At 43.8% G+C, this 20,896-nt stretch carries 30 protein-coding genes and 1 pseudogene; 6 read left to right on the forward strand and 25 right to left on the reverse strand.

Features of this window, described 5'->3' with window-relative positions:
• Positions 1-10: 10 nt before the first annotated feature.
• The gene (locus LC065_RS18155) at positions 11-478 is read right to left on the reverse strand and encodes a hypothetical protein (protein ID WP_226588358.1); all 468 of its coding nucleotides are present in this window, start codon (positions 476-478) and stop codon (positions 11-13) included.
• A gap of 18 nt (positions 479-496) precedes the next feature.
• Complete coding sequence (locus LC065_RS18160; RefSeq protein ID WP_226588356.1) at positions 497-649, reverse strand: hypothetical protein; 153 nt, start codon at positions 647-649, stop codon at positions 497-499.
• Between the two features lie 124 nt (positions 650-773).
• Between LC065_RS18160 and LC065_RS18165 the strand changes: the two genes are divergently transcribed.
• Entirely contained in the window at positions 774-905 is a 132-nt protein-coding gene (locus LC065_RS18165) for a hypothetical protein (RefSeq protein ID WP_264187658.1), read from the forward strand.
• A gap of 123 nt (positions 906-1,028) precedes the next feature.
• A complete protein-coding gene (locus tag LC065_RS18170) occupies positions 1,029-1,169 on the forward strand; it encodes a hypothetical protein (RefSeq protein WP_226588354.1) in 141 nt (46 codons plus the stop codon).
• A 65-nt stretch (positions 1,170-1,234) separates the two neighbouring features.
• Here the strand turns inward: LC065_RS18170 and LC065_RS18175 are convergent, their stop codons facing one another.
• Positions 1,235-1,663 (reverse strand): VOC family protein, encoded by a 429-nt coding sequence (locus tag LC065_RS18175; protein ID WP_226588352.1) that lies wholly within the window; start codon positions 1,661-1,663, stop codon positions 1,235-1,237.
• 76 nt (positions 1,664-1,739) lie between these two features.
• Between LC065_RS18175 and LC065_RS18180 the strand changes: the two genes are divergently transcribed.
• Positions 1,740-2,372 carry an RNA polymerase sigma factor gene (locus LC065_RS18180; RefSeq protein WP_226588351.1) on the forward strand — a complete coding sequence of 211 codons (633 nt, stop codon included), beginning with the start codon at positions 1,740-1,742 and terminating at the stop codon, positions 2,370-2,372.
• Between the two features lie 113 nt (positions 2,373-2,485).
• Here LC065_RS18180 and LC065_RS18185 read toward each other — a convergent pair whose 3' ends face one another.
• Complete coding sequence (locus tag LC065_RS18185; RefSeq protein WP_226588349.1) at positions 2,486-3,046, reverse strand: hypothetical protein; 561 nt, start codon at positions 3,044-3,046, stop codon at positions 2,486-2,488.
• Between the two features lie 166 nt (positions 3,047-3,212).
• On the opposite strand from LC065_RS18185, the gene LC065_RS18190 reads away from it, so the two are divergent.
• On the forward strand, positions 3,213-4,580 hold the full coding sequence (locus tag LC065_RS18190) for a TrkH family potassium uptake protein (protein WP_226588347.1): 1,368 nt from the start codon (positions 3,213-3,215) through the stop codon (positions 4,578-4,580).
• Positions 4,581-4,596: 16 nt separating this feature from the next.
• Entirely contained in the window at positions 4,597-5,262 is a 666-nt protein-coding gene (locus LC065_RS18195) for a potassium channel family protein (RefSeq protein ID WP_226588345.1), read from the forward strand.
• 37 nt (positions 5,263-5,299) lie between these two features.
• On the opposite strand, the gene LC065_RS18200 is transcribed toward LC065_RS18195, so the two are convergent.
• From LC065_RS18200 to LC065_RS18255, 12 genes are all read right to left on the reverse strand, one after another.
• Complete coding sequence (locus tag LC065_RS18200) at positions 5,300-5,545, reverse strand: hypothetical protein (RefSeq protein WP_226588343.1); 246 nt, start codon at positions 5,543-5,545, stop codon at positions 5,300-5,302.
• Between the two features lie 18 nt (positions 5,546-5,563).
• Complete coding sequence (locus LC065_RS18205) at positions 5,564-6,121, reverse strand: DEAD/DEAH box helicase family protein (RefSeq protein WP_226591605.1); 558 nt, start codon at positions 6,119-6,121, stop codon at positions 5,564-5,566.
• Positions 6,122-6,179: 58 nt separating this feature from the next.
• The gene (locus LC065_RS18210; RefSeq protein ID WP_226588341.1) at positions 6,180-6,920 is read right to left on the reverse strand and encodes an ABC transporter permease; all 741 of its coding nucleotides are present in this window, start codon (positions 6,918-6,920) and stop codon (positions 6,180-6,182) included.
• A complete protein-coding gene (locus tag LC065_RS18215) occupies positions 6,917-7,828 on the reverse strand; it encodes an ABC transporter ATP-binding protein (protein WP_226591603.1) in 912 nt (303 codons plus the stop codon). Before LC065_RS18215 ends, LC065_RS18210 begins: the two co-directional genes overlap by 4 nt.
• Positions 7,829-7,974: 146 nt before the next feature.
• Entirely contained in the window at positions 7,975-8,172 is a 198-nt protein-coding gene (locus tag LC065_RS18220; RefSeq protein ID WP_226588339.1) for a PspC domain-containing protein, read from the reverse strand.
• Between the two features lie 329 nt (positions 8,173-8,501).
• The gene (locus LC065_RS18225; RefSeq protein ID WP_226588337.1) at positions 8,502-8,750 is read right to left on the reverse strand and encodes a hypothetical protein; all 249 of its coding nucleotides are present in this window, start codon (positions 8,748-8,750) and stop codon (positions 8,502-8,504) included.
• Between the two features lie 163 nt (positions 8,751-8,913).
• Positions 8,914-9,579: a response regulator gene (locus LC065_RS18230; RefSeq protein WP_226588335.1), complete on the reverse strand. Its 666-nt coding sequence runs from the start codon at positions 9,577-9,579 to the stop codon at positions 8,914-8,916.
• Positions 9,580-9,581: 2 nt separating this feature from the next.
• Positions 9,582-11,090, reverse strand: a complete 1,509-nt coding sequence (locus LC065_RS18235) for a GAF domain-containing sensor histidine kinase (protein ID WP_306163613.1) — start codon at positions 11,088-11,090, stop codon at positions 9,582-9,584.
• Between the two features lie 130 nt (positions 11,091-11,220).
• Positions 11,221-11,739: an NADPH-dependent FMN reductase gene (locus tag LC065_RS18240; protein WP_306163614.1), complete on the reverse strand. Its 519-nt coding sequence runs from the start codon at positions 11,737-11,739 to the stop codon at positions 11,221-11,223.
• Between the two features lie 105 nt (positions 11,740-11,844).
• Positions 11,845-12,330, reverse strand: a complete 486-nt coding sequence (locus LC065_RS18245) for a hypothetical protein (RefSeq protein ID WP_226588329.1) — start codon at positions 12,328-12,330, stop codon at positions 11,845-11,847.
• A 69-nt stretch (positions 12,331-12,399) separates the two neighbouring features.
• Positions 12,400-13,110, reverse strand: coding sequence for a helix-turn-helix transcriptional regulator (locus tag LC065_RS18250; protein WP_226588327.1), 711 nt, complete (start codon positions 13,108-13,110; stop codon positions 12,400-12,402).
• A gap of 132 nt (positions 13,111-13,242) precedes the next feature.
• On the reverse strand, positions 13,243-13,764 hold the full coding sequence (locus LC065_RS18255) for a GNAT family N-acetyltransferase (protein ID WP_226588325.1): 522 nt from the start codon (positions 13,762-13,764) through the stop codon (positions 13,243-13,245).
• Positions 13,765-13,960: 196 nt separating this feature from the next.
• Between LC065_RS18255 and LC065_RS18260 the strand changes: the two genes are divergently transcribed.
• Positions 13,961-14,125 carry a hypothetical protein gene (locus LC065_RS18260; RefSeq protein WP_226588323.1) on the forward strand — a complete coding sequence of 55 codons (165 nt, stop codon included), beginning with the start codon at positions 13,961-13,963 and terminating at the stop codon, positions 14,123-14,125.
• Positions 14,126-14,242: 117 nt separating this feature from the next.
• Here LC065_RS18260 and LC065_RS18265 read toward each other — a convergent pair whose 3' ends face one another.
• The 9 genes and pseudogenes from LC065_RS18265 to LC065_RS18300 form a co-directional block, all read right to left on the reverse strand.
• Complete coding sequence (locus LC065_RS18265; RefSeq protein ID WP_226588321.1) at positions 14,243-14,500, reverse strand: hypothetical protein; 258 nt, start codon at positions 14,498-14,500, stop codon at positions 14,243-14,245.
• 160 nt (positions 14,501-14,660) lie between these two features.
• Positions 14,661-14,834: a PspC domain-containing protein gene (locus tag LC065_RS18270; protein WP_226588319.1), complete on the reverse strand. Its 174-nt coding sequence runs from the start codon at positions 14,832-14,834 to the stop codon at positions 14,661-14,663.
• Positions 14,835-14,899: 65 nt separating this feature from the next.
• Positions 14,900-14,995: a hypothetical protein gene (locus tag LC065_RS20615; protein WP_371933367.1), complete on the reverse strand. Its 96-nt coding sequence runs from the start codon at positions 14,993-14,995 to the stop codon at positions 14,900-14,902.
• Between the two features lie 32 nt (positions 14,996-15,027).
• On the reverse strand, positions 15,028-15,243 hold the full coding sequence (locus tag LC065_RS18275; protein WP_226588317.1) for a VOC family protein: 216 nt from the start codon (positions 15,241-15,243) through the stop codon (positions 15,028-15,030).
• Positions 15,240-15,464, reverse strand: coding sequence for a hypothetical protein (locus tag LC065_RS18280; protein WP_226588315.1), 225 nt, complete (start codon positions 15,462-15,464; stop codon positions 15,240-15,242). Before LC065_RS18280 ends, LC065_RS18275 begins: the two co-directional genes overlap by 4 nt.
• 108 nt (positions 15,465-15,572) lie before the next feature.
• Positions 15,573-15,896 (reverse strand): hypothetical protein, encoded by a 324-nt coding sequence (locus tag LC065_RS18285; protein ID WP_306163615.1) that lies wholly within the window; start codon positions 15,894-15,896, stop codon positions 15,573-15,575.
• A 170-nt stretch (positions 15,897-16,066) separates the two neighbouring features.
• Positions 16,067-16,222, reverse strand: coding sequence for a hypothetical protein (locus LC065_RS18290; RefSeq protein ID WP_226588311.1), 156 nt, complete (start codon positions 16,220-16,222; stop codon positions 16,067-16,069).
• A 15-nt stretch (positions 16,223-16,237) separates the two neighbouring features.
• Positions 16,238-19,642, reverse strand: a complete 3,405-nt coding sequence (locus LC065_RS18295; protein ID WP_226588309.1) for a hypothetical protein — start codon at positions 19,640-19,642, stop codon at positions 16,238-16,240.
• A gap of 336 nt (positions 19,643-19,978) precedes the next feature.
• Positions 19,979-20,867 (reverse strand): annotated as a pseudogene (locus LC065_RS18300) (TIGR01777 family oxidoreductase).
• Between the last annotated feature and the right edge of the window lie 29 nt (positions 20,868-20,896).

Consider the following 20,896-nt stretch of genomic DNA (forward strand, 5'->3'; position numbering starts at 1 on the left):
GACTATGGTTTTATAGCTTATGTATGAGTCTTTCACACTCATGGACTAATTCAATATATTGAGTACCTATCCGGAACGCTGCAAAAGCATACAAAGATATGATGACACCAATCATCACCGCTTTCCATTTTTCAGGTATTTTTGTCACACCTTCCAAGGACACCTTCCATAACCTAGATAAGTACTCCAACACGACCGAGTACACGAGCACTAAAAAAAGCAGAACAACTGCAGCAAACGTCTGCTTAAATTTACTTTCTAAAATAAAAAGATCCACCTCTTCTTTTGTAGTGAGACCGTGTTTGGGAAACTCAGCGACGATATTCCCTTTCCAATTGTACCTCTCTACGATGTGCTCATTCTCACTAAGTGCAACCCCAAGAGGGACCGCATAATCTTCAATTGAAAGGAACATATGGAGCCCTAAGATCACAGGCATCACAAAAAAAGGAGAGAATCGTAACCAGTGTTTTTTCACACGGACACCCCTTTCCCCTTACTCTTTCTTCTCTAAAAGCAGTTTTTTGATCTCTTGTAAATGTTCGATTTCTTCGTCTTGTCTACCTGTAATACGCTTCGTCATTTTTTCCAATGTCTTCGTAATCGACCATAAGGAAAGAATGATGATGATACTTATGAAAACAGCCACTTGTTCACCCTCCTTTTCACTTTTTATATGGTCCGGGATTTTATAGGTTTCATAGAAAAGGAAACCATTTTCCTTTCTAGCGATTATAGAAAAATGTTAGCCCTATTAAAATCAGGAGGATCTCATGAATAAAAAAGAAGTAATCTTCTCATCCTTGATTCTACTGACCTGTGCCTGCTTATTCCTATGGTACAGCTCAGGAGCGAAATCACTGACAGGAGAGTCCAAAAGTTGGTCAGGGCAATATGTTGGTTAGAAAAAGAACGAAACCATGATCTGAGAACTTTTCCTTACATACGAAGGAGATTTGGATCATGACAAACTCCTAGTTACCTACTCAGTAAACACAGCATCCACTTGGAATGGGAAAGGAGGTGCTTTGAGTGGTACGAAGCAGCTCTCTGGCAGACAATTATATCTGGAACCGAAATGTAGTGACTGGCGCTTCGCACTCCATAGTGAAATGATCGTTACCCTGAATTGGGAAGGTGAACAGGAAAAACGACTGTTCACCAAATAAAACGTCTAGAGTCTATTCCCTAGACGTTTCTTAGGTTTCTACAAATTGAGAACCTCAACATCCCTTTATTGCCTGGTCCTTATCTTTTCCTGCTGTTTCCTAACATTCTCTTTATGATAAGGGGAGTTCAAATCCTCATCTACCACACTGAACGCATTTTGATCCGGGTCAAAGAAATCAAAATACTGCATACCACCGAACTTGTGAATTTCCGTGGTCTCGACACCAGAGTCATTCAATTTTTTGTGGGCGGCATCTATATCGGCTACGACAAAATTGAAATAGACATTCTTTTGGTTCTTTTCTATAATGAATTCCGTAGGCTGTGGATTAGAGACTTCAATGAGCCCAAGCTGAGCGGAACCATGCGGAAAGAAAAAACCAGCGCCTCCTTCCCAACCATCGATTTGCTGCACATCCAGGTGTTCTTCATACCATTTTTTCGATTTCTCAAGATTCGTCACAGGGACGAATACACTTCCAACTTGAAACATCCAAACCCCTCCTATTTTTCATTCAACCCTGTAACGTTTTTGAAAGACAAAAAGTTACAAAAGGGAGAAACTTTTTATGAAGATACATAAAGATCTAGTTACCAAGTTATATCGATATTGCCTTACGCTTACAAGTGACCCTCATCAGGCGGAAGACCTCGTTCAAGAAACCATTTTAAGACTCTATCAAAAACAAAAGGACGACGATTGTGCGGATCATTCTTTTTCTTATGTAAAAACAACCGCCAAGCATTTATGGATCGATGAGAAAAGAAAGGAAAAGCCCTCCTTCCCTTTTGATGAACTTATTCACCATCCACAGGAGGATTTTATGGAGTATGACAGCCTTATCGAACTCCTAGTAGCGGTTTTACCTCTCAAACAAGCCATGCTTTTAACTTTAAAAGATGTCTTCCACTATTCATCAAAAGAAATCTCCACCATGCTCCGAATGAGTGATGCTGCAGTGAAGACAACCCTCCACCGTACAAGGAAACAATTGACTATTATAGATCCATTAAAAACCGAAACCCATGCGACTGGGTCAGCAGTCCAAAAGTTCGCAAATGCATTGAAGAAACAGCACCCCGAGAAAATTTTTTATTACTACCGTTTATTGGAGTCAGCCAATTATCAGATGAAGAGCGATCAAAAAAACTTTTATGTAGTAGATCCATCGGGAAACCTTTTAGAGATTACCAGATCCTGAATTCCGCTGACAGAAACAGGTGGGAATCAATTTTCTCTTTCTACGTGTTCTTTAGATGCTACCCCATATATATATATAGTAAATGAACCATCTTATCTTTCTTTAGGGAGAACCTAGCGGCGTGTCAGGACTAAAAAGACAAGCAGGGAAATCACCAATCCGCTCATGACCAACACCCCTATGTTTTCATTGAACGTCTCTTTGACTTTATGCGCCTTAGGTTCTGGGATGTGCTCTTTTCGACCTTCTACATAACTCAAGTGCTCGACCGTATTTCCTCCTGCTGCAGACTCCCATCCGTATTCCCCTTTTCGCAACCAAATTTCAATTTGGTCTCCCTCATAAATATCCATTTTACTTCCACCTGCCATAGCCACCCATGAGGGAACGTAAGTGTAATAAATTTCTAGAGTATGCTCCTGATTTTGAGAATCAGGTGTCTTCCTATACTCTTGAACACTCAGCTGCATTTTTCTTAACTGCTTGGGGTAGTCCTCTGTAGATAAGTCTTTTACAAGTACATCGCTTTCTACATTTCCGATAACATGTATAGGCGCATTCCTCTTTATCTCTTCGACTTCTTCGGGATCCATAGCACCATAAGCTGTACCAGGCAAAACTAAAAGAATCATGATGCAAAGGAATAGGAGGGAATAAAAGGACCGGATTTTCAAAAGTCTCTCCCCCCTCCCATCAAAGATTTCTGAATCCATTATCCCATTTTCTTTATTTTATGTAAATTTAACCCACACCCTTTGATGATGAGGGGAGTTGTAAAAATAATAGAGAACATATAAAATCCATATATAACTTGATATCCTCACCTGAAGGAGCATCTTTATGTTCAATAACCTAAAAACCAAATTCAACAAATACTTTGACCGTTTAACTCCTTTTCAGGTGATTGTATTGTTCTACGCTACGGCAGTCATCGTTTCAACCATTCTCGTAAGTCTGCCATTTCTACATAAGGAGGGCGTCGGTTTAAGCTTTATTGACGCTCTCTTTACTGCCGTAAGCGCCGTGAGTGTAACCGGGTTGACTGTCGTATCGACACTGGATACGTTTAATACCGCCGGATATTTTGTTCTCATGTTTATCCTCCAATTCGGCGGGATCGGCGTCATGACGCTGGGAACGTTCATCTGGCTGATGCTCGGAAAAAAGATCGGCTTGAAAAGGAGACAACTCATTAAAACCGACCAAAACCGCTCTACGTTTGCGGGAATGGTCAATCTGATCAAGCAGATCCTATTGATTATTCTTTTGATCGAACTGGTTGGTGCCATCATTTTAAGTGTCTACTTTACTCAATACTTCCCGACAGTAGGGGAAGCCATTGTCCAAGGGATGTTTGCATCCGTCAGTGCCACGACCAATGCAGGGTTTGATATTACCGGCGCATCCCTCGTCCTATTCGAAAATGATTATTTTGTGCAGTTTATCAACATGCTCTTATTAACACTCGGAGCCATCGGCTTTCCGGTGCTCATTGAGATCAAAGATTATCTGACACATAAACAAAAGAATGTCATCCACTTTTCCCTTTTTGCAAAATTGACGTCTGTTACGTTCGGAGTCCTCGTGGTCGTTGGGACAGTGCTGATCTATCTTTTGGACAGAAACCACTTTTTCGCAGATAAGTCCTGGCACGAAGCTTTCTTTTTCTCCCTCTTCCAATCCGTCACCACACGGAATGGAGGGCTTGCGACCATGGATGTAGCTGAATTCAGTGTACCGACCTTACTCGTGATCTGCATTCTCATGTTCATCGGTGCGTCACCGAGTAGTGTCGGAGGAGGAATTCGCACAACGACTTTCGCAATCAGTGTGTTAACCGTGATCGCCTATGCCCGGGGGAAAAGTCATGTGCGTGTATTTAGGCGTGAAATCGATCCGGATGACATCTTCCGTTCGTTCATCGTCATCAATACAGCCATTGCGATTACAGGCATAGCGGTTATTTTATTGAACTATTTCGAGCCGCAGTTTTCTTTGATGCAGATCTTATTTGAAGCATGTTCCGCATTTGGTACAACCGGACTGTCGATGGGAATCACGCCTGATTTGCATACAGCTGGGAAAATCATCATCATCACTCTCATGTTCATCGGAAGGATCGGCATTTTCTCCTTCTTGTTCATCATTCGAGGGAATGGCATCAAAGACAAATACCATTATCCGAAAGAACCGATGATTATCGGCTAATAGGAGGAAATCACCCATGAAGAAAACATTTGCTGTTGTAGGACTCGGCCGTTTCGGCGGGAGCATATGCAGGGAACTGAGCCGGGAAGGCATGGAAGTCCTTGCTCTGGACCTTGATGAAAACAAAGTCAATGAATATCGAGAGATCGTTTCTCATGCCGTCATGGCGGATTCCACCGATGAACTCGTTCTCAAAGAGTTGGGGTTCAGGAATATCGATCACGTTATCGTAGCGATCGGAGATAACATCCAGGCAAGCATGCTGACGACGTTAATTTTAAAAGAGATGGGCATACGGATGATCACCGTCAAAGCCCAGAACGATTATCACGAGAAAATACTGAACAAAATCGGGGCCGACCAAGTCGTCCACCCGGAAAGAGATATGGGAAAACGTATCGCTCACCACATCATCTCAGATAATATCCTCGATTATATCGAACTATCCGATGACCACAGCGTTGTCGAGGTGAAAGCAGGAAGGAAGATGAGCGGCAAGAACTTGATCGATTTAGATATCCGTGCTCAGTACGGGTGTAACATCGTAGCGATCAAACGTGGAAAAGATGTCATCGTCTCCCCGATGGCCACCGAGCAAGTGAATGCCAGCGACATTCTCATTGTTATTGGAGCGGATAAGGACGTCAATCGCTTCGAAAAAAACCTTGTCGTTGAGGATTAAATAAAAGCAGCAGCTGTCAGACAGCTGCTGCTTTTTTTCAGGATTTGAATATCGCTTGATTGACACGTGTGACCATTCCGTAAACCAACCGGAACACCAACGGAAACATAACGAAACCCATGATGGAACTGAACCAAAATTCTCCGTCACCGGTTAGTATGGCAGCAGTGAACAAAAAGATTGAAGCAATTATGTACAGACTAACGGCTATCCAATAGTACACAGTCATAACCTTTGATTCCTTGTAAGGGGTGCCAAACAAAAACTGGACGATGCTTTTCATTAAACATTACCTCCGTGATTACAAACCAAGCGTTTCTCGAATCCTTTCTGCAACAACATAAGGTTCAAGTTCTGAATTATTGATCTTGATGTAGTTCTTCTCTTTAATCTCACCATCTTTTGTATTCATCCGCAAATGGTCCATGGAAGCAATCATCCTCTCTTCCGATGCTTCCACATCTCTTTTGGAAGGTTTATGCTCGAGTCTGTTCGGCGTACGGTTTCTCTTGACCCGTTCTTCCATATCCGCCTGCAGTTCCACGAAATATACGACTCCTCCGTCACCTTCGAAGATATCGATGATCGTTTCAACAAAATCCCAATCTTCCTGCTTATTGAACGCCCAGATGAATGTAAATATCATGCCGTACTGATCACTTTTCGCATAAGTACGGAACATTTCCTCCCTGAATAATTGAGACAACCGCCACATATCTTCACCGAAACCAAAAAACGGCTGCAGCAGTTCAATGGTCATGTGATTGTGAAAGAGTTTGAGCCCCGTTAATTTCTCTAACTCCTGCCCAACTGTCATTTTTCCGACAGCTTGAGGTCCAAATAATAAAACAAGTTTAATTGCGCTCACCTCTTTTCTTTTAAACCGTCACCATTAATGTCCTTCTTTCGTTAGACCGCTATTTATCACTCCACTTGAAATAACGGGAAGCTAGCACAATGGATATGACCGCAATTCCTAGTAATATCCCGACTTCGAGACCGAATTCAGAGATTGGAGCCTCATTCCAAGTTCCACGCAGCAATTGAATGACATAATACAACGGCAAAACCTTCGCTACATATTGAAGAATGGTTGGCATCATCTCCAGCGGAAACGTAGCTCCAGAGAGAAAAAGCATCAGGTTTAGAAAAAGCGAACTGATGGCCGCTGCCGACTGAGTGTTTTTAGCCAAAGATGTAACGAAAAGCGCAAACGGGAAAAAGGCGAGAATGCTGATGAATAGAGCCAAAAGCGTACTTCCTATATACACAGGAGGCTGAAGGTCGTACATAACCATCCCGAAAATCATAAGCAATAGGGCAGAAATGATGAAAATCACTGTTCCCTGGATCGTATGGGCGGCGAGAATCTTCCACGGTTGAAGCGGGGTTGATTGATACCTGCGGAGAACCCCTGTTTCTCTATAGCCGGCAAGTACGGTACCTAAAGTAAAGAACGAAGTGGTCACAATATTGACACCGATCCACGACGGGATGAAGACTTCAGCAAAGGTAAAAGGACCAGCCATATCGCCACTGAACATCGAGCCGAACAACCAGATCATCACAACAGGAAAAAGAAACGTCCAAAAAACACTGAGACGATCGCGGAAGAACATTTTCGTTTCCAAGTTTGCGAGCTTTACTACAGTATTCATCCTATTTTCTCCTTTTCTAAATATTGAACGAACAAGTCATCAAGGGAACCTCGGTCAAATTTAAAGTTCTTCAGTTTGATATTTTCGTCATGGCAGTAGGAGAAAATTTGATAGGAGGTATGTTGGAGATCTTCACTGAACACTTTAAAGTTCCCCTCTTCTTTTTCTACACGCACCACATCACCTAGCGTCAACAGGTACTCATAAGACATCTGTTCACTTTCAAAAGCAAGGTAATGGGTCGCGACGTCATCCAGAAGAGCATCAGGGTTATTCAATGCTTTTAGCTCCCCGCTATAGATCATCGCGACACGATCACAAAGCTTTTCCGCTTCCTCCATATAATGCGTGGTCACAACAATTGTGCTTCCATTCTCCCTTAAGGTGCGAATCATCCCCCACATTTCACGCCGTGCATGAGGATCAAGGCCCATGCTCGGTTCATCCAAAAACAACAGTTCAGGCTGGTGCAACGTCGCAAGAGCAAGGGTGACCCGCTGTTTCCAACCACCAGAAAGGTCTTCAAAGTGGACGTTGAGTTTCTCACCGAGGCCGAGCATATCAATCAGGTGATCCTTTTGGGTATTCCCTTTGTAAAAGCTTGAGAACAAATCCAGCGCTTCTTTCACCTTCATCTTCTTCTGGATGGAGGTCGCCTGGAACTGCACACCAATCCTGCGATTCAGTTCACGCAGCTGTTTCTCAGGATTCAGCCCGAGCACCTCCACTTCTCCTGATGTTGGTTTCTGAATCCCTTCCAATATCTCAAGTGTCGTCGTCTTACCAGCTCCATTAGGCCCGATGATCCCGAAGATTTCCCCTTTACTTACCGTAAACGAAAGGTTTTTAACCGCTTCTGTTGCTCCAAACGACTTGGACAAGTTTTCGACCTGGATGACGTGTTCGATAATGACCGCTCCCATCTATTAAGTTTATATATGTATCTACGCGGCGATGGCACTAAAGTTTCACAAAAAATCCCTCGAACAGCATAGATGTATGCAAGGATGATGCCCGCATATAGGAAACATTCCATCATCACTGCCCTCTCCTTTTACTTCCTTACCTGTCGATCCGTCGGCATAACTATTGCAGCTACCAAATAAATGAGCCAAGTTAATCCTCCTGTAAAAAATCCAGATACGACCACGATGATCCTCAGGATACTCACATCCATGTTATACGTTTCACTGAGACCGCCGAGAACCCCTGACAGCTGACTTTCATTCGTGGAGCGATATAATTTCTTCATAACTTTCCTCTCCTTCATCATTTATTCGAACAACCACTCAAAGAATTCCATAACATAATTGAGGCTGTAAAAAAGCAACACTTGCATCCCTCAAGATATAAGCAATACAGCCACCGCACGCTTTATCGTAGGCTGTTTCAATTGAAGAAGGTAGCCGATCCCCCAGATTACATAGACCAGTAGAATACTAAGGGTTTCACCTATATAGGGATCTTCCTGTTCTACGAAGGGAGTAACGAAATAAAGAAAAAACCCCCACCCTAATAAAAGTACGAATAAAATCAGATTAGTCATATGAATCTTTGGACGAATGGTCACCTCTCCTTTCTTTAAGGTTCGCTTATTCCCATTGCAAGAAGAAGAAAGAACATAACAACGAGCACGCCCCCGTTCAATACGAACCCTGCGGTCCCGGCGATGATTTTCTTAGATAACACCGCACAGACGATACCTATGATGGAAAGGGAACTTTCAATGGTCACCACCAAAGGCAGATGGACGTTCGGTCCACGAAACATAAAAAATAAAAAGACATTCATAAGTACCATCCCCAATGAAATCCAAGCCCATTTGTTCATCCATCGTCTCTCCTTTACAAATTGTTATTACTTGAACCTTAAGAAAATAATCAAGACACACAATGTAAGAAAAATACATTTCCATTTTCATACGGTTCATCCTGCACATAGGTTTCATCATTCATCTATAAAAAAAGCACCTCCCGCAAATCGGGAGATACTTTTAACCTTCAACATCAGAACGGTCGGCAAAGAGATCCTCTTTCATCGCATAAATCGCCGCCTGAGTACGATCATGGACCTGCAGTTTGCTTAATAGATTACTCACATGCGTCTTAACCGTTTTTTCTGTTATGTACAAGTCGCTGGCAATTTCCTTGTTGCTTTTCCCCAGGGTGATTTGATACAGCACATCTTTCTCCCTGTTCGTCAGCTTGAAATGGACGCCAGGTTCTTTCTTTTCCGCTCCACTGCTCATTTGCTCCAAAAGTAGATTCGTCGCTTTTGGGTGGAGCAGTTTCTCGCCTTTGGACGCGGCTACAATTGTTTTTACAAGTTCATCGGGGTCGACATCTTTCAACTGGTAGCCCACAGCTCCGGCTTGTAAGGCAGGAATAACATGATCTTGATCAGAGTAACTTGTCAGGACGACCACCTTTGCTTCCGGATGGGCTTGGCGTAATTTTTTCGTCGCTTCTACTCCATCCATGACCGGCATCATCAAGTCCATCAGCACAACATCCGGCTTCCATTCTTCATATGCCCTTAGCGCCTTCTCCCCATTCTCTACTTCACCGATGACCTCTATATCTTCTTGCGTATTCAGAAAAAATTTCAACCCTCTTAACACCACAAGATGATCATCTACGAGCATCACTCTAATTTTCATACTCACTCCCCCCTCTCCTTTCGATGAGGTAAAAAGACCTCAATGGTTGTTCCTGCTCCCGGTTCGCTTCTCACAAAAAGTTTCCCACCTAACAGTTCTGCCCGTTCCTTCATGCTGATCAGTCCAAGTGTCCGCCGATCGTCATCCGCTTCTACCTGAAATCCACTCCCATGATCCGTCACAGTCATCCCCGCTCCTTCTTCTGTATCAAAAAGGCGGACTGTAACCTCATTCACATTCGCGTGTTTCGCGACATTGTTCATCGCTTCCTGACTGATCCGCCAGAGCGTTTCCTCTGCCTGTCGCGACCAGTCAGGGAGACGCTCCATATCAAACTGAATACAGATTCCAAGATGCTCGCCATATTTCTTCATTGCAGAAATCAATCCTTCTTCGAGTCCAACGGGACGCAGCTGCCAAATCAATGAACGCATCTCTCTCAAAGACTGCTGGGACATGGACAGCATGTCATCCATCAATTCTCCAAGCGATGAGTCATACTTGGACACGATCTCCTTCGCTCCCTTAGCCGTCAACGATAAGGAAAATAGCTTCTGATTCACAGAATCATGCAAGTCGCGGGCCAGGCGTTTCCTTTCCTCATGTAGGAGCAATTCCTGCCTTTTTTCTTTTAGCGCGATGCTTTCATAAACCAGTGACAAATGTCGCCCCAGTGCATGGAGGAATTCCCGGTCCCCAGGCTGAAACGAGGTGCCTTCTTGTGATTCAATCCATATGTATCCCAATACATCCTTTTGTCTCATCAAGGGTAGCACAGCAAGGGATTCTTCCACCTTGACTTCATCTGTCAACATATGAAAAGGCTTTTTGCCCTCTTCATTTTTTATATAACACCCAGTGGATGACCACCCGAAAATCTGGCAGCCTTCTTTTTCCAAAATCTCTTGTAACTCATAAAAGTCATCCGCAGACCATAAAAACCCGGCGAGCTGGTTCAATTTCTCAAAGCTTTCCGCACGCCTCCGCTCATCTTGATACAAACGTGTTCGGCGGATGGCTGTCCCGATTTGGAAGCCGAGTGATTGAAGCAACGTCAATTCTTCCTGTGAAAATTTTTCTTTCCCAGGAGAAGCGACGTTCAACAAACCGAAAGATTCTTCTCCGTCCCCAAGCGGAATGGTGGCATGGTGGGTAATCCCATTCGTCTCCCCCCAGGCGTGCTGAACCGCTTCATTCAGCCGTTTACATTCTATGATGTTCACCGGCTGGTTCAGCTTCCCATTGCGATAACGGCTCAAGCAGTGACAATCCCCACTGCACATCGGCATGTATTCCCCCCACGATAAAGCTGGTGGAAGTCCATGATGAGCAGCAAGCACATAATTTTCTGGAGTGTCGATGAGAAAAACCCATCCCGCATCAAGCTTAGTCAGCTCCAGCAATTTTTCCAACACCGTCTGAAGCATCGTGGTCATATCATTACACCGGTTAAGCGTTTCAGCAATCACTTTCATAATGTTCAATTCTTCCACCCGTTCATATCCACTCATTTTGCCCCCCCTTTTTGGTTTTGTCGAATTCTCAAGTGAGTTTGTCGAATCCCTAATTATCCCATCTGGATTCTTAAATAACGATGTCGGATACTTAAATAACTTTGTCGAATTCTCAAATAACTCCCATTCAACTGCTCTTCATGTCCACGAAACGATCCGCCATGGATTCCGCCAACAACAGATCAAGCTTCTCTTCCATTTCCGGTCTCAAACGATCCCCTTCAAAGTGTTCCGGATCAAAAACCAGCTGACTAGGAGCCACCGCTGCGTAGAGTCCACGTCCCACTGTGCGCATTTGATTCAGCGCATTGATTCCGCCTTTCCCACCTCCGGCAACAGCAAGGAGCAAGGTCGGTTTCCCTTTAAAATGGAATCCACTTAAAAATTCGAGCGCATTTTTCAACGCGCCACTCATACCATTATGGTATTCCGGCGACACCCAAATAAAACCGTCCGCTTCGGCAACTACCCTCTGCAGCCACTGGACAGAAGGATGATTCCTCTGCGACTCTTCTCCATTGAATAATGGAAGATCCAGTTTGCTCAAGTCGACCAACGTGCCATTCAATTTATGTTGTAATGTCTGAGCGACAATCTTTGTCCGTCCATTCGTTCTCGGTGTTCCACTAAAAATCACGATACTCATTGTTCATAACCTCCTTACTCCTTAGGTTATGGGAAAAGTCATCGACTTGAATCCGAGAATGGAAGGAATATCATCTACACCATTGGTCTGAAAACATACGTTCGTTTATAAAGGAAGAAGATCATCTGGTTGAACGTCTCGCCCCGGCGGAAGCGGTTGGGCATCCCCGTTTGCTCCTGGAGGAAGTTGACGGCTGTGGATGGAAGGATAAAAAAGTTCGAAGAAAGCTGTTCTGGACATGGACCAGGTTTCTTCATCTGCCTGCACGTAGACGGTTTTCCGCTCCATCCCATAATAGATGTGGTACAGTTCTTCATCTCCAAAGTCCAGGGTTCCAAGTTTCTCCCCTTTCGTCCATAAACCGTCTACACGGGCCGCACCATATATACCCTCAGTAATCGTCATAATCTCCGTAATGGATCCGACCTCTACCTTTCTTTTCATCTCAGAATCATGAAGAATGATGATTGATGGAAGTTGGGCGAATTCTACGTCCCTCGACCGCTCTACAACTTCCTCTTTAAGGACATAAGCATCTACAGGCATGGCACCAAGCAGTACAAGCATAAAGACAAAGGTCAAACGCTTCATCCACTCACCCTCCCTGTAATTTTATACAAAAAACACTTGAACCTTCATGGATTCAAGCGTCTCTCGCTGCTATTTTTTGAATAAGGACATGATTTTACCGAGCGTTCCGCGGGAATGTTTGACCGAATGTTCCAACCGTTCATTGAACTCGCTCTGAGAGCGCCACTCTTTCTTCTGTTCCTCGCGCATCTCCCGAATTTCTTTTTGGAGATACTCCGACTTTTCCTGCTCTTCACGAAGCAGCTCTTCATACTGCTCTTTCTGCTGCTGCATCATCTTATCCATTTTCGTATGCGTCTTTTGTGAAAAATTCCCGACTCCGGAGCTGATCACATGGTGATCCTGTTTTAAACGGGAGACGGTCGTTTTCAGTTCAGCCATATCATTTTTCAACTGAACGTTCATTTCTCTTGAGGCCGCAAGCTCACTGGCAAGGAAACGGAACATCTCTTTCATCTGATCGGAATCCTGCATCTCCGTTCCGTCATATGTATCTGAAAGAGCGAGTTCCCTTGATTCATAGCCTGCGAGAAGCTCCTTCTGCTCTTCTACGATTTCTTTTATTTTATCTTCTTTCGGCATTTCCGAATCACGGATCTTAATGAGAGCCTCGACATCTGACCTCACAAAAATCCGCCGGTCGCCGTCTTTGAAAAACTCATACCCGTTCTGTTCCAAAAGCTGCCCATACCGTCTGACCGTCGTTGTGGCGATCCCGACTTCTTCTGCTACTTCCTTCGTAGAGAAAGCGCGTTCGTTCGGTTGTATATCGTGTCGCATATCGGGCCTCCTTTTCTATCTATTGAATAGTTAACAAACTTCACTACTCCTATTATAAGAGTTTTTGGACTTTCTGCCCATCCACATTCCGTTTTATTTTTTCCCAATTTAAATTCCGTGTTTCCATCTCATTCACAAAAATTTCTCCATACGGATATCCGCCCACTTGCTACCGTTCCAATACGTGAAATCAGGGATTCTAGCAATTTCTTTATACCCAAGCTTCCGGTAAAGTTTCTGTGCCTTTGTATTAAATTCAAACACTCCAAGCTCCACCCGGTCTAATCCTTTCTCTTTGATTCGATCCTCCAGGTACCTCATGGCTTCAAATCCAATTCCTTTCCCTCGACCAGCTTCCTCACCAATGGTAATCCCAATCCACGCTGTATCCTGTTCTTTTTTATGTAGATGACCAGGGTTGATCATGTAATTCATCTCTCCAACGAGTTCATCATCCATATAAATCAGGAAAATCTCATGATTCTTCAACCGCTGTTCCAAATTTTCTGTTGTCACTTCATACATTTTCTCCAATGCTTCTTGATCCGGATTCGGTCGAACCATCGGAATGAGTGATGTATCATTTTCCCATCGATCGTATGCTGATGCGATTTGTGCCGTTGGCTCCGTCAGCTTTTCAAATGTAACTCCCATGACTGCTTCCCCTTTCACTACAAAAGCTTAATGATTATATCCGCCAAATTTCCCATACTATAGTTTTCGGAATGTTTTCTCTATATATGGGAGTCTCTATCTAATCATTGTTCTTCTATTAAAACATACCCTAACCCTTTCAAGCATAGATTCATGGGATTACAATGAGATGAGCTTGAACATCAGGAGGTCGAATGTGAGGAAAACAACACTCATAATCCTAATGATTCTCACCGATCTCACCGGTTGCATGCATGAATCAAAGGATAAGAATGCTCAGAAAAAAAAAGAAAGAAGAAACAATCAGGGATCTTTAAAGGAGGAGACTTATAGGGGAATAGAGAAAGGACTGATTATTTAATCAATGGGGGCAAACAATTCTGGATCCCCTTGACAAAAAAACATTCATTTCACTTTAATCATCGGCCACTGCCGGTCAGGATACATGACTTGACTATAACCCTCTCCAGCATCCTTTTTATGGGAGGGGGACAGGGACGAACTCAAACAAATAAGCAAAAAACAATAAAAACGCAACCAAGGAAACGACCAGCTTACGTTTTCTGAATTCAATCATGGCAAAAGCTGCAATACCTGTCATGGTCAAACCATAGAAAACAAAATCGAACCATCGCTCCTCTATATAGAAAATTTTCACTGTATATAAAAGCCAGTATATAACCACTGCATAAAGGTACCACTTTGTATGTTCCGACTCTCTTTTCTCATCTGTCATTGATACTCACCCCACAAAGGAAAATCAAAGGTTTCGTTTTTTCGTCCTCAATTAGATTGAATCACGATTCTTCTGTGTACTTGCGAAAACGCGGCTTGCTGAAATAAGTACAAGTAAGCATATTCAAGATTCAAATAATCTAATATTCTATGTAAAAAAACTAAATGGAAGGACGATCACCATCCATCGTGTTGGCAAGAAGGATGTAAAGGAAGAATGAGACCGGGAATGTAACAATAAACAATAGACGAATGGCCATAGGATAAAGGCCAACATGATGCGCAATTCCTGCACAAACCCCATGCAAGGATTGGTTCGCCGCGGACCTTTTCACTTTTCATTCCCCCTTCATAGTTTATAAACTCTTCATTCTTAAAAAGGAAACAAACTCTTACCGCTTCAATAATAACAACAAACTTGAAGACGATTACCATCTAAATCGTAAAAATCAAAGTAATAGTTTTCCGTGTCTCTGTGCTTATCCCCGACGTTCACCTTTTTCTCTTTCAATTCTTCATAGGTTTCATCTAAATCCTTCGTGAAAAAGATCGGATAGTTCCGACTCGATGACCCACGGTCTCATTCTCTTCAATGGTCAAGGGGACCGGATGATCGCCGATGGACAGCACCCGGTACCCTTCCCCTTTAAAAGAAACGGTAAATCCAAGCTTTTCCTCATACCATGTACCTGCTTTTTCTACGTCCTTCACTACGAGACACATAGTATCGATCCTTTCAATCATACTGAACCTTCCCCTTGCTGATATATTTTCCTCGCATCCGCCTTTTTCTGCGCCTGCCACGTCCGAATCATATTGGGAACCCCGACACTTAAACTGACCAATAAACTCCACATCACGTAACGCCACTCTCCTGAAATTGAAGCGACAACAATAAAAAAGGCGAGCTGTCCAACAAGGGCAAACCATGAAGCAATCCAGGCAAACGTCAGGTTTTCTTTCATCCCATCCCCACTCTCTTATGGTAAATGATTCCTTTTACTCATCGTATCATAAAAATAGTCAGACAGAACAAAAAAGCCACTGAATCTTTTCAGTGACTTTTGCGGTGTTTACCACCAATAGGAATATGGATAATAATACGGCCACCATCTGCGGATTCCCCAAAAAGGGAAGCCGAACAGCCCAAACGGTCCAAAGAATGGGAAAAACAGTCGACTGTCTTCATGGTCAACACTCCTATTCTGGCCCTGCTGGCTGGTGGGCATGATCAAATTCATTTGATTTTGATCATAGCTGTGCAATAATCCGGTATGTTTCTGCCCATCAGCCATTTCAATCTGTACCATTTGAAAAAGGTTATGTCGGCAGAAATCATGGATATTTTGAGGCTGGCTTCCACTCCCCTGCGTTTGTGGATTCCCTGTATTGTTCACCCCATCACCCTCCTTTGACTCCTCACATTTTATGCAAAGCGCCCAGGAAGGTGATTAAAAAACATGTACTTGTAACCTTGAATGTCTGGAGGACGATGATCATTTCCTGCAGGGCCACACGAGGTCAACAGAATAAGTAGTAGCAGCATCCGTTAACCGCATAGCTTTCCCTACAGAAAGAGATTTCTCAAGTACAACACCCCATAGATGACTCCGCCAAGAAGCCCAATAAATAATCCGACCATGATAAATCCATAAGCGAACCCTTTGATCATGGAGATGAAATCAAGGGTCATGTTTTTTAATGTGTGCAAAATAAAACTCATGTGACGCCTCCCTCTCTACTGCCATTTCTTAAATGCTTTCCAAAGCTTCATCCACTTCTGTTCAACAGGTTTCTCTGATTCCGAGCGTTGTTTCTGCCATTCGTTATAACTCGCAATTCCGATCAGAACGAGCCCGGCAATCAACAGGTAGACCCACCATGGAACATTGCCCCAGTAAGGGCGTGTCTGGTAGATGATGTTGAAAATGAGGACGCCCATCCCGACAAGGAAGTACGATTTGATTCGGAGCTGCATGCCGGCAATCAATGAAACGAGTGATAAGCCTCCGATGATCCAGGCATCCCAAATGGTGTGGCTCTGGATCGCATCAAGGACAAGATAGGCTGAAATCAAAAGCAAGACAGCGAACTGAACGTAGGACATCACATCAACAGAAGCCGACCATATGTTTTTCCTTACAAATGCAAGGACAAGTAAAACCGGCAGGGTCTGAATCTCTGCCATGATTAAATCAGGGATGAATGCACTATAGGCGGCAGCGATCATCAAGTAAGCCCCATAGATACTGAGTGTCGCACCTGTACAAAAGACGTTCTGAAGGAATTTTTCGGTACATTTCTTTCCGCCAAGATAAAACCACAAGCTGATAAGTACAACAGGGAGAATGCGTATCCAGACACTTTCATCCCACAAGGTGTACAAGTTCAAATAACCGATATACAAAAGCGCGGTCCACGTATAAGCATCAGCACGGAATCCGGGACCGAGCAGTCTTTTTTGCAAGATCTTTCCTGCTCCAAGAAGAGCGAGGATCCCTAAAACAAGGACAAGGATCATATCCATATCGGTCCAGAACACACGCAGCTTTTCCCATAACCCGAAGGTCAAGATCAATGGAAGAAAGCGGACAAGCGGCCATGACCTCTTATGCAGGAAGAAAAGGTTGAGAACGGTGTAGGCAATGACCAGCAGCCATTCTCTCTCCGCCTCAAAACGAACGTCACTTATGATGACGAATAGACCTAAAATGGAGAATGGAATGATGTACCACTCTATCCGCTTTTTCCACTGTGAGGTGACGAAGAACCATAGAACCGCATAGAAAAAACTGCTGGCCAAAAAGGCGTATTCATAAGGAAACTTATCCCAACCAAGTTCTTTCGGAAGCGTGACAATGAGAAGATACCCAGTCGTCAGGGAAGCATATAACATCGTTTTAATTCCAGATTCTCTTCCTGCTTTCAAAGCACTGAAGACGTACACCGCTACTGGAATCATCAACAGAACAGGGTGAACATTTTCCGTCCCCAACTGATCCAGAAGGATGAGAAGGACTACGAACGGCTGAACGATATGTCCCAGCATATAAAAATGCGGGCGCATTCCTCTTTTCGCCCCCCACTCTCCGATAGCAATCAAGATCACAGGAGCGAAGATCATATACATCAGTACGTTAGAAAATGAATCGATACGCAAGGGCTCGATCAATGATGTATAAAAAGCGAGTGACGTGACTGATACAAAACTCCAGTAGTACGTCTTTTTTGAATAGCGGACAAGCAGGTACATCATTCCGATGCCGGCAAGTAACAAGAGCGGCCGGACAACCACAGGGTCCACACCGTCATCTACGAGCAGAAGAAGCATGGCAGCCACGTAGGTGCCCTGAGCGATATAAAAAGTCGATGTCTCAAAGTCGCCTTCTCCAGCCTTTTTCCATAGAAAGTGGAGACCAAGGAGAAGTACAGCTGTAAAAGCCAAATGAAATGAAATCGAATACCCTTCACTGTAAGCAGGCACCCATTCGAGAAACTTTTGATAAAAGATAGCAGAAGCAGCCACTAAAGCTGATGGAAGCATCCAGACTGCCGTACGGTTCATATCGGCTTGTGCAGCACTCTTTTTCACAAAATAAGAAAGCAGGCTGACGATAAGCAGCATGACTGTACTATACCCATATTGCATGTCGTAAAGGGCGAAGTATAAACACCCCGTCAATACAAATAAAGACGTGTAAAGGCTGCTATCCTTCACTACCTGAAGCCACTTGATTTTCGTCCATAGGCCTCCATATAAAAACAGGAGCGCAGCGGTTACAAATAGGAAGAGGGACCAAGGACCCGTCTGGATCAAGTCCCACAACTGGGCCGCTGAAACAAAAAAGAACACAGGAGCTAAATACGTAAATATCAAATGGTTCGTGACATTTGATAAGACGAGATAATTGATCATGATAACAACATAGGCGAGAAGCAGAAGCCATGAGCTGGTTTGCTCCGTGATCAAGATGCTTTCATAAGTAATATAGATGAAAGCCAAAAACGAGACGACGCCACTCGTATAACGGAATACCTTTTCAATGAAGGTGTGGTTTCTAAACGCGTAAGCAAACCCAATATAAAGCAGGCCGACAAGCGCATATACAAGGGAATCGACAGCATACAACGGCGTATTCTCAACGAGTTGGTAAACGGCATACACGAGCATCACTGAAAAGACAAACTGATATTCTTTCGTTTTATAAACAAAAACCATCGCCATATAGACACTGGCTGTCAGGAGCAGGTTAAAACTGTAAAACACTTCGTTTTCAAAGAAAAACAGCATCAATAAAGTAGAAATGACTAGATTCAACTGGGCGAACAAAGGCACCTCATTCATGAATAACTGGAACTGATCTCTGTTCTTCAAACGGATATAACCGGCAAGCAATCCAGCATTGTACAACATCAATCCCAGGTAGAAAGCATCAAGAGATAACGGAAGTGCGCCAAGAAAGAACCCTACGGAAAGCGATAGAAACAAGAGTGCAATCCATACATATAGCCGGGAGCGATGGACGAAGGCATGCCTCACATATAAAGGAAGCGGAACCGCCGTCCCCATCAAACCGAGCAAGTGCCTCCCCTCACCTTTCAGAGATAGGTAAGGGCCAAACAGCTCAAAGTAACCAATCGCGACAAGCACAATGGGAATAAGTAAGCTTCCGAGTGTCAAGAAGGCGAAAGCTGTCTGTTTGATTTTCAAGAATCTGCCGGTGCCATAGCTCAAAGCGAAGAAAAACAGCGAAACAAATGAAATCGAAACGACTTTCGTGCCCGCTCCCATCTGATCCCACTGACTCGTCGCAACGATCAAGCCTGTGATCAACAGGATGGAAACACCTAAAATCAGCGTCCATGTGATGTTACGTTCGCGGATTTGCTCTGGTGTGCGTTCTTTTTTCTTTTTCACAGGTTTAGGAGTCGGTGCTGGTGTCGGCTTCTGAGGAGGTTCTGGCTGTGCTTCTTGCTGATAGACTTCATGTTTTCTATCTATAGATTCATAGTCTGCCATATACGCCCCTTGCGCCTGTAACAGCCTTTTGTACTCATGATTGGTTATGTATCCATTTTCCTTCAAGTGATTCAATTGTTCCCGGAATACCCTCTGTTTCTCTTCCTTTGATAAGGCGGACATATCTTTCCCTCCCCCGATTGTATTTACAGTGTAGTTTTACACCTCAACTTATGTATTTTCAACATTTTTCCATAAGTTCCCTAACCTTCCTCCTACAAAGCTTATCAAAAAAGAAGGTTGCTCACTTCAGGAGCAACCACTACCGTATTTCAACCAAATACTTAGGAGTCCATTTCCCATCTAAAACCATGGCTACTTAGTTTGCAGCTTCAGGGACTTCATACGTCGATGCTGAAATGCCGCAATCTCCACTTTTTCTACTTCCCCATTGACCCCTACTTACATTTTTTGTAATTACATAGTAACACATTTGAAATATTATCCTAGTCTTCCAGTCTATTTGCTTATGATTTTTTCCAAGGTTCGATCAAGATCCGGATATTGAAAAGTGAATCCCTCTTCCTCTAATCTTTGCGGGATCACCCACCTGCTCTTCAATACAAGCTCGGTTTCCGTTCGAATGAGGGCCGAACCAATTTCAAGCATCCACTTCGGTGCAGGCAGTCCGAAAGACCGGTCTGACTTTTCCCGGAGAAGGCGCATCAGTTCTTCATTGGTGACAGGGTTCGGCGCTGAGCAGTTGAAAACTCCTTCGAGCTCTTGATTCTCTTTCAAAAACAGGCAGATCCTGAACAGGTCTTCCACATGGATCCAGCTGAACATCTGCTTTCCAGAACCTTGAGGACCACCGAGCCCAAATCTCACCAAGTTTTTATAGGGGGTCATCACACCGCCTTCTTCGCCTAAAACGATGGCTGTCCGGAGAGCGGCTTTTCGCGTATCAGGTGTGCGGAAAGCGAAGAAGTTTTTTTCCCAATTCGTAGCCACATCCACGGAAAAACCCATCCCGGTTTCACCTTGTTCTTCTGTCATCGGGCGATCTTCCGCGTGACGATAGATGGTGGCCGTACTGGAGTTCAGCCAAACTTCCGGTGGATGATCGCATTTCTGAACCGCTTCTCCAAGGATATTCGTAGTTACGACTCTTGATATCATGATCTCATTCTTGTTCTTAGCGTTATAACGGCAGTTGACAGATTTTCCTGCAAGATTGATAAGGATGTCCGCTCCATCCATCGCCTCTATGATAAGCTTTTGATCCTCCCAATGAATGTACCCTTCCCTTCTGGAGATGACTTTCACCTCATACCCCAGGTCCTTGAATCTTTTTTTGAAAATACTCTCCTATAAAGCCGGTTCCTCCAGCCAGGACAACTTTTTTCATAACGAAAGACTCCCTTCTTAACGTATATT

Source organism: Halobacillus litoralis (assembly GCF_020524085.2).
Lineage (GTDB): Bacteria > Bacillota > Bacilli > Bacillales > Halobacillaceae > Halobacillus > Halobacillus litoralis_E.

Bases quoted from the DNA above. Each gene is read 5' to 3' on its own strand.
- LC065_RS18225 (WP_226588337.1), bottom strand. From the start codon at position 8,750: ATGAACAAATGGGCTTGGATTTCATTGGGGATGGTACTTATGAATGTC.
- LC065_RS18165 (WP_264187658.1), top strand. From the start codon at position 774: ATGAATAAAAAAGAAGTAATCTTCTCATCCTTGATTCTACTGACCTGT.
- LC065_RS18220 (WP_226588339.1), bottom strand. From the start codon at position 8,172: ATGAAGAAATTATATCGCTCCACGAATGAAAGTCAGCTGTCAGGGGTT.
- LC065_RS18275 (WP_226588317.1), bottom strand. From the start codon at position 15,243: ATGATTGAAAGGATCGATACTATGTGTCTCGTAGTGAAGGACGTAGAA.
- LC065_RS18195 (WP_226588345.1), top strand. From the start codon at position 4,597: ATGAAGAAAACATTTGCTGTTGTAGGACTCGGCCGTTTCGGCGGGAGC.
- LC065_RS18290 (WP_226588311.1), bottom strand. From the start codon at position 16,222: ATGAGTTTTATTTTGCACACATTAAAAAACATGACCCTTGATTTCATC.
- LC065_RS18245 (WP_226588329.1), bottom strand. From the start codon at position 12,330: ATGAAGCGTTTGACCTTTGTCTTTATGCTTGTACTGCTTGGTGCCATG.
- LC065_RS18250 (WP_226588327.1), bottom strand. From the start codon at position 13,110: ATGCGACACGATATACAACCGAACGAACGCGCTTTCTCTACGAAGGAA.
- LC065_RS18280 (WP_226588315.1), bottom strand. From the start codon at position 15,464: ATGAAAGAAAACCTGACGTTTGCCTGGATTGCTTCATGGTTTGCCCTT.
- LC065_RS18180 (WP_226588351.1), top strand. From the start codon at position 1,740: ATGAAGATACATAAAGATCTAGTTACCAAGTTATATCGATATTGCCTT.
- LC065_RS18200 (WP_226588343.1), bottom strand. From the start codon at position 5,545: ATGAAAAGCATCGTCCAGTTTTTGTTTGGCACCCCTTACAAGGAATCA.
- LC065_RS18210 (WP_226588341.1), bottom strand. From the start codon at position 6,920: ATGAATACTGTAGTAAAGCTCGCAAACTTGGAAACGAAAATGTTCTTC.
- LC065_RS18230 (WP_226588335.1), bottom strand. From the start codon at position 9,579: ATGAAAATTAGAGTGATGCTCGTAGATGATCATCTTGTGGTGTTAAGA.
- LC065_RS18255 (WP_226588325.1), bottom strand. From the start codon at position 13,764: ATGGGAGTTACATTTGAAAAGCTGACGGAGCCAACGGCACAAATCGCA.
- LC065_RS18175 (WP_226588352.1), bottom strand. From the start codon at position 1,663: ATGTTTCAAGTTGGAAGTGTATTCGTCCCTGTGACGAATCTTGAGAAA.
- LC065_RS18295 (WP_226588309.1), bottom strand. From the start codon at position 19,642: ATGTCCGCCTTATCAAAGGAAGAGAAACAGAGGGTATTCCGGGAACAA.
- LC065_RS18190 (WP_226588347.1), top strand. From the start codon at position 3,213: ATGTTCAATAACCTAAAAACCAAATTCAACAAATACTTTGACCGTTTA.
- LC065_RS18265 (WP_226588321.1), bottom strand. From the start codon at position 14,500: ATGACAGATGAGAAAAGAGAGTCGGAACATACAAAGTGGTACCTTTAT.
- LC065_RS18235 (WP_306163613.1), bottom strand. From the start codon at position 11,090: ATGAGTGGATATGAACGGGTGGAAGAATTGAACATTATGAAAGTGATT.
- LC065_RS18240 (WP_306163614.1), bottom strand. From the start codon at position 11,739: ATGAGTATCGTGATTTTTAGTGGAACACCGAGAACGAATGGACGGACA.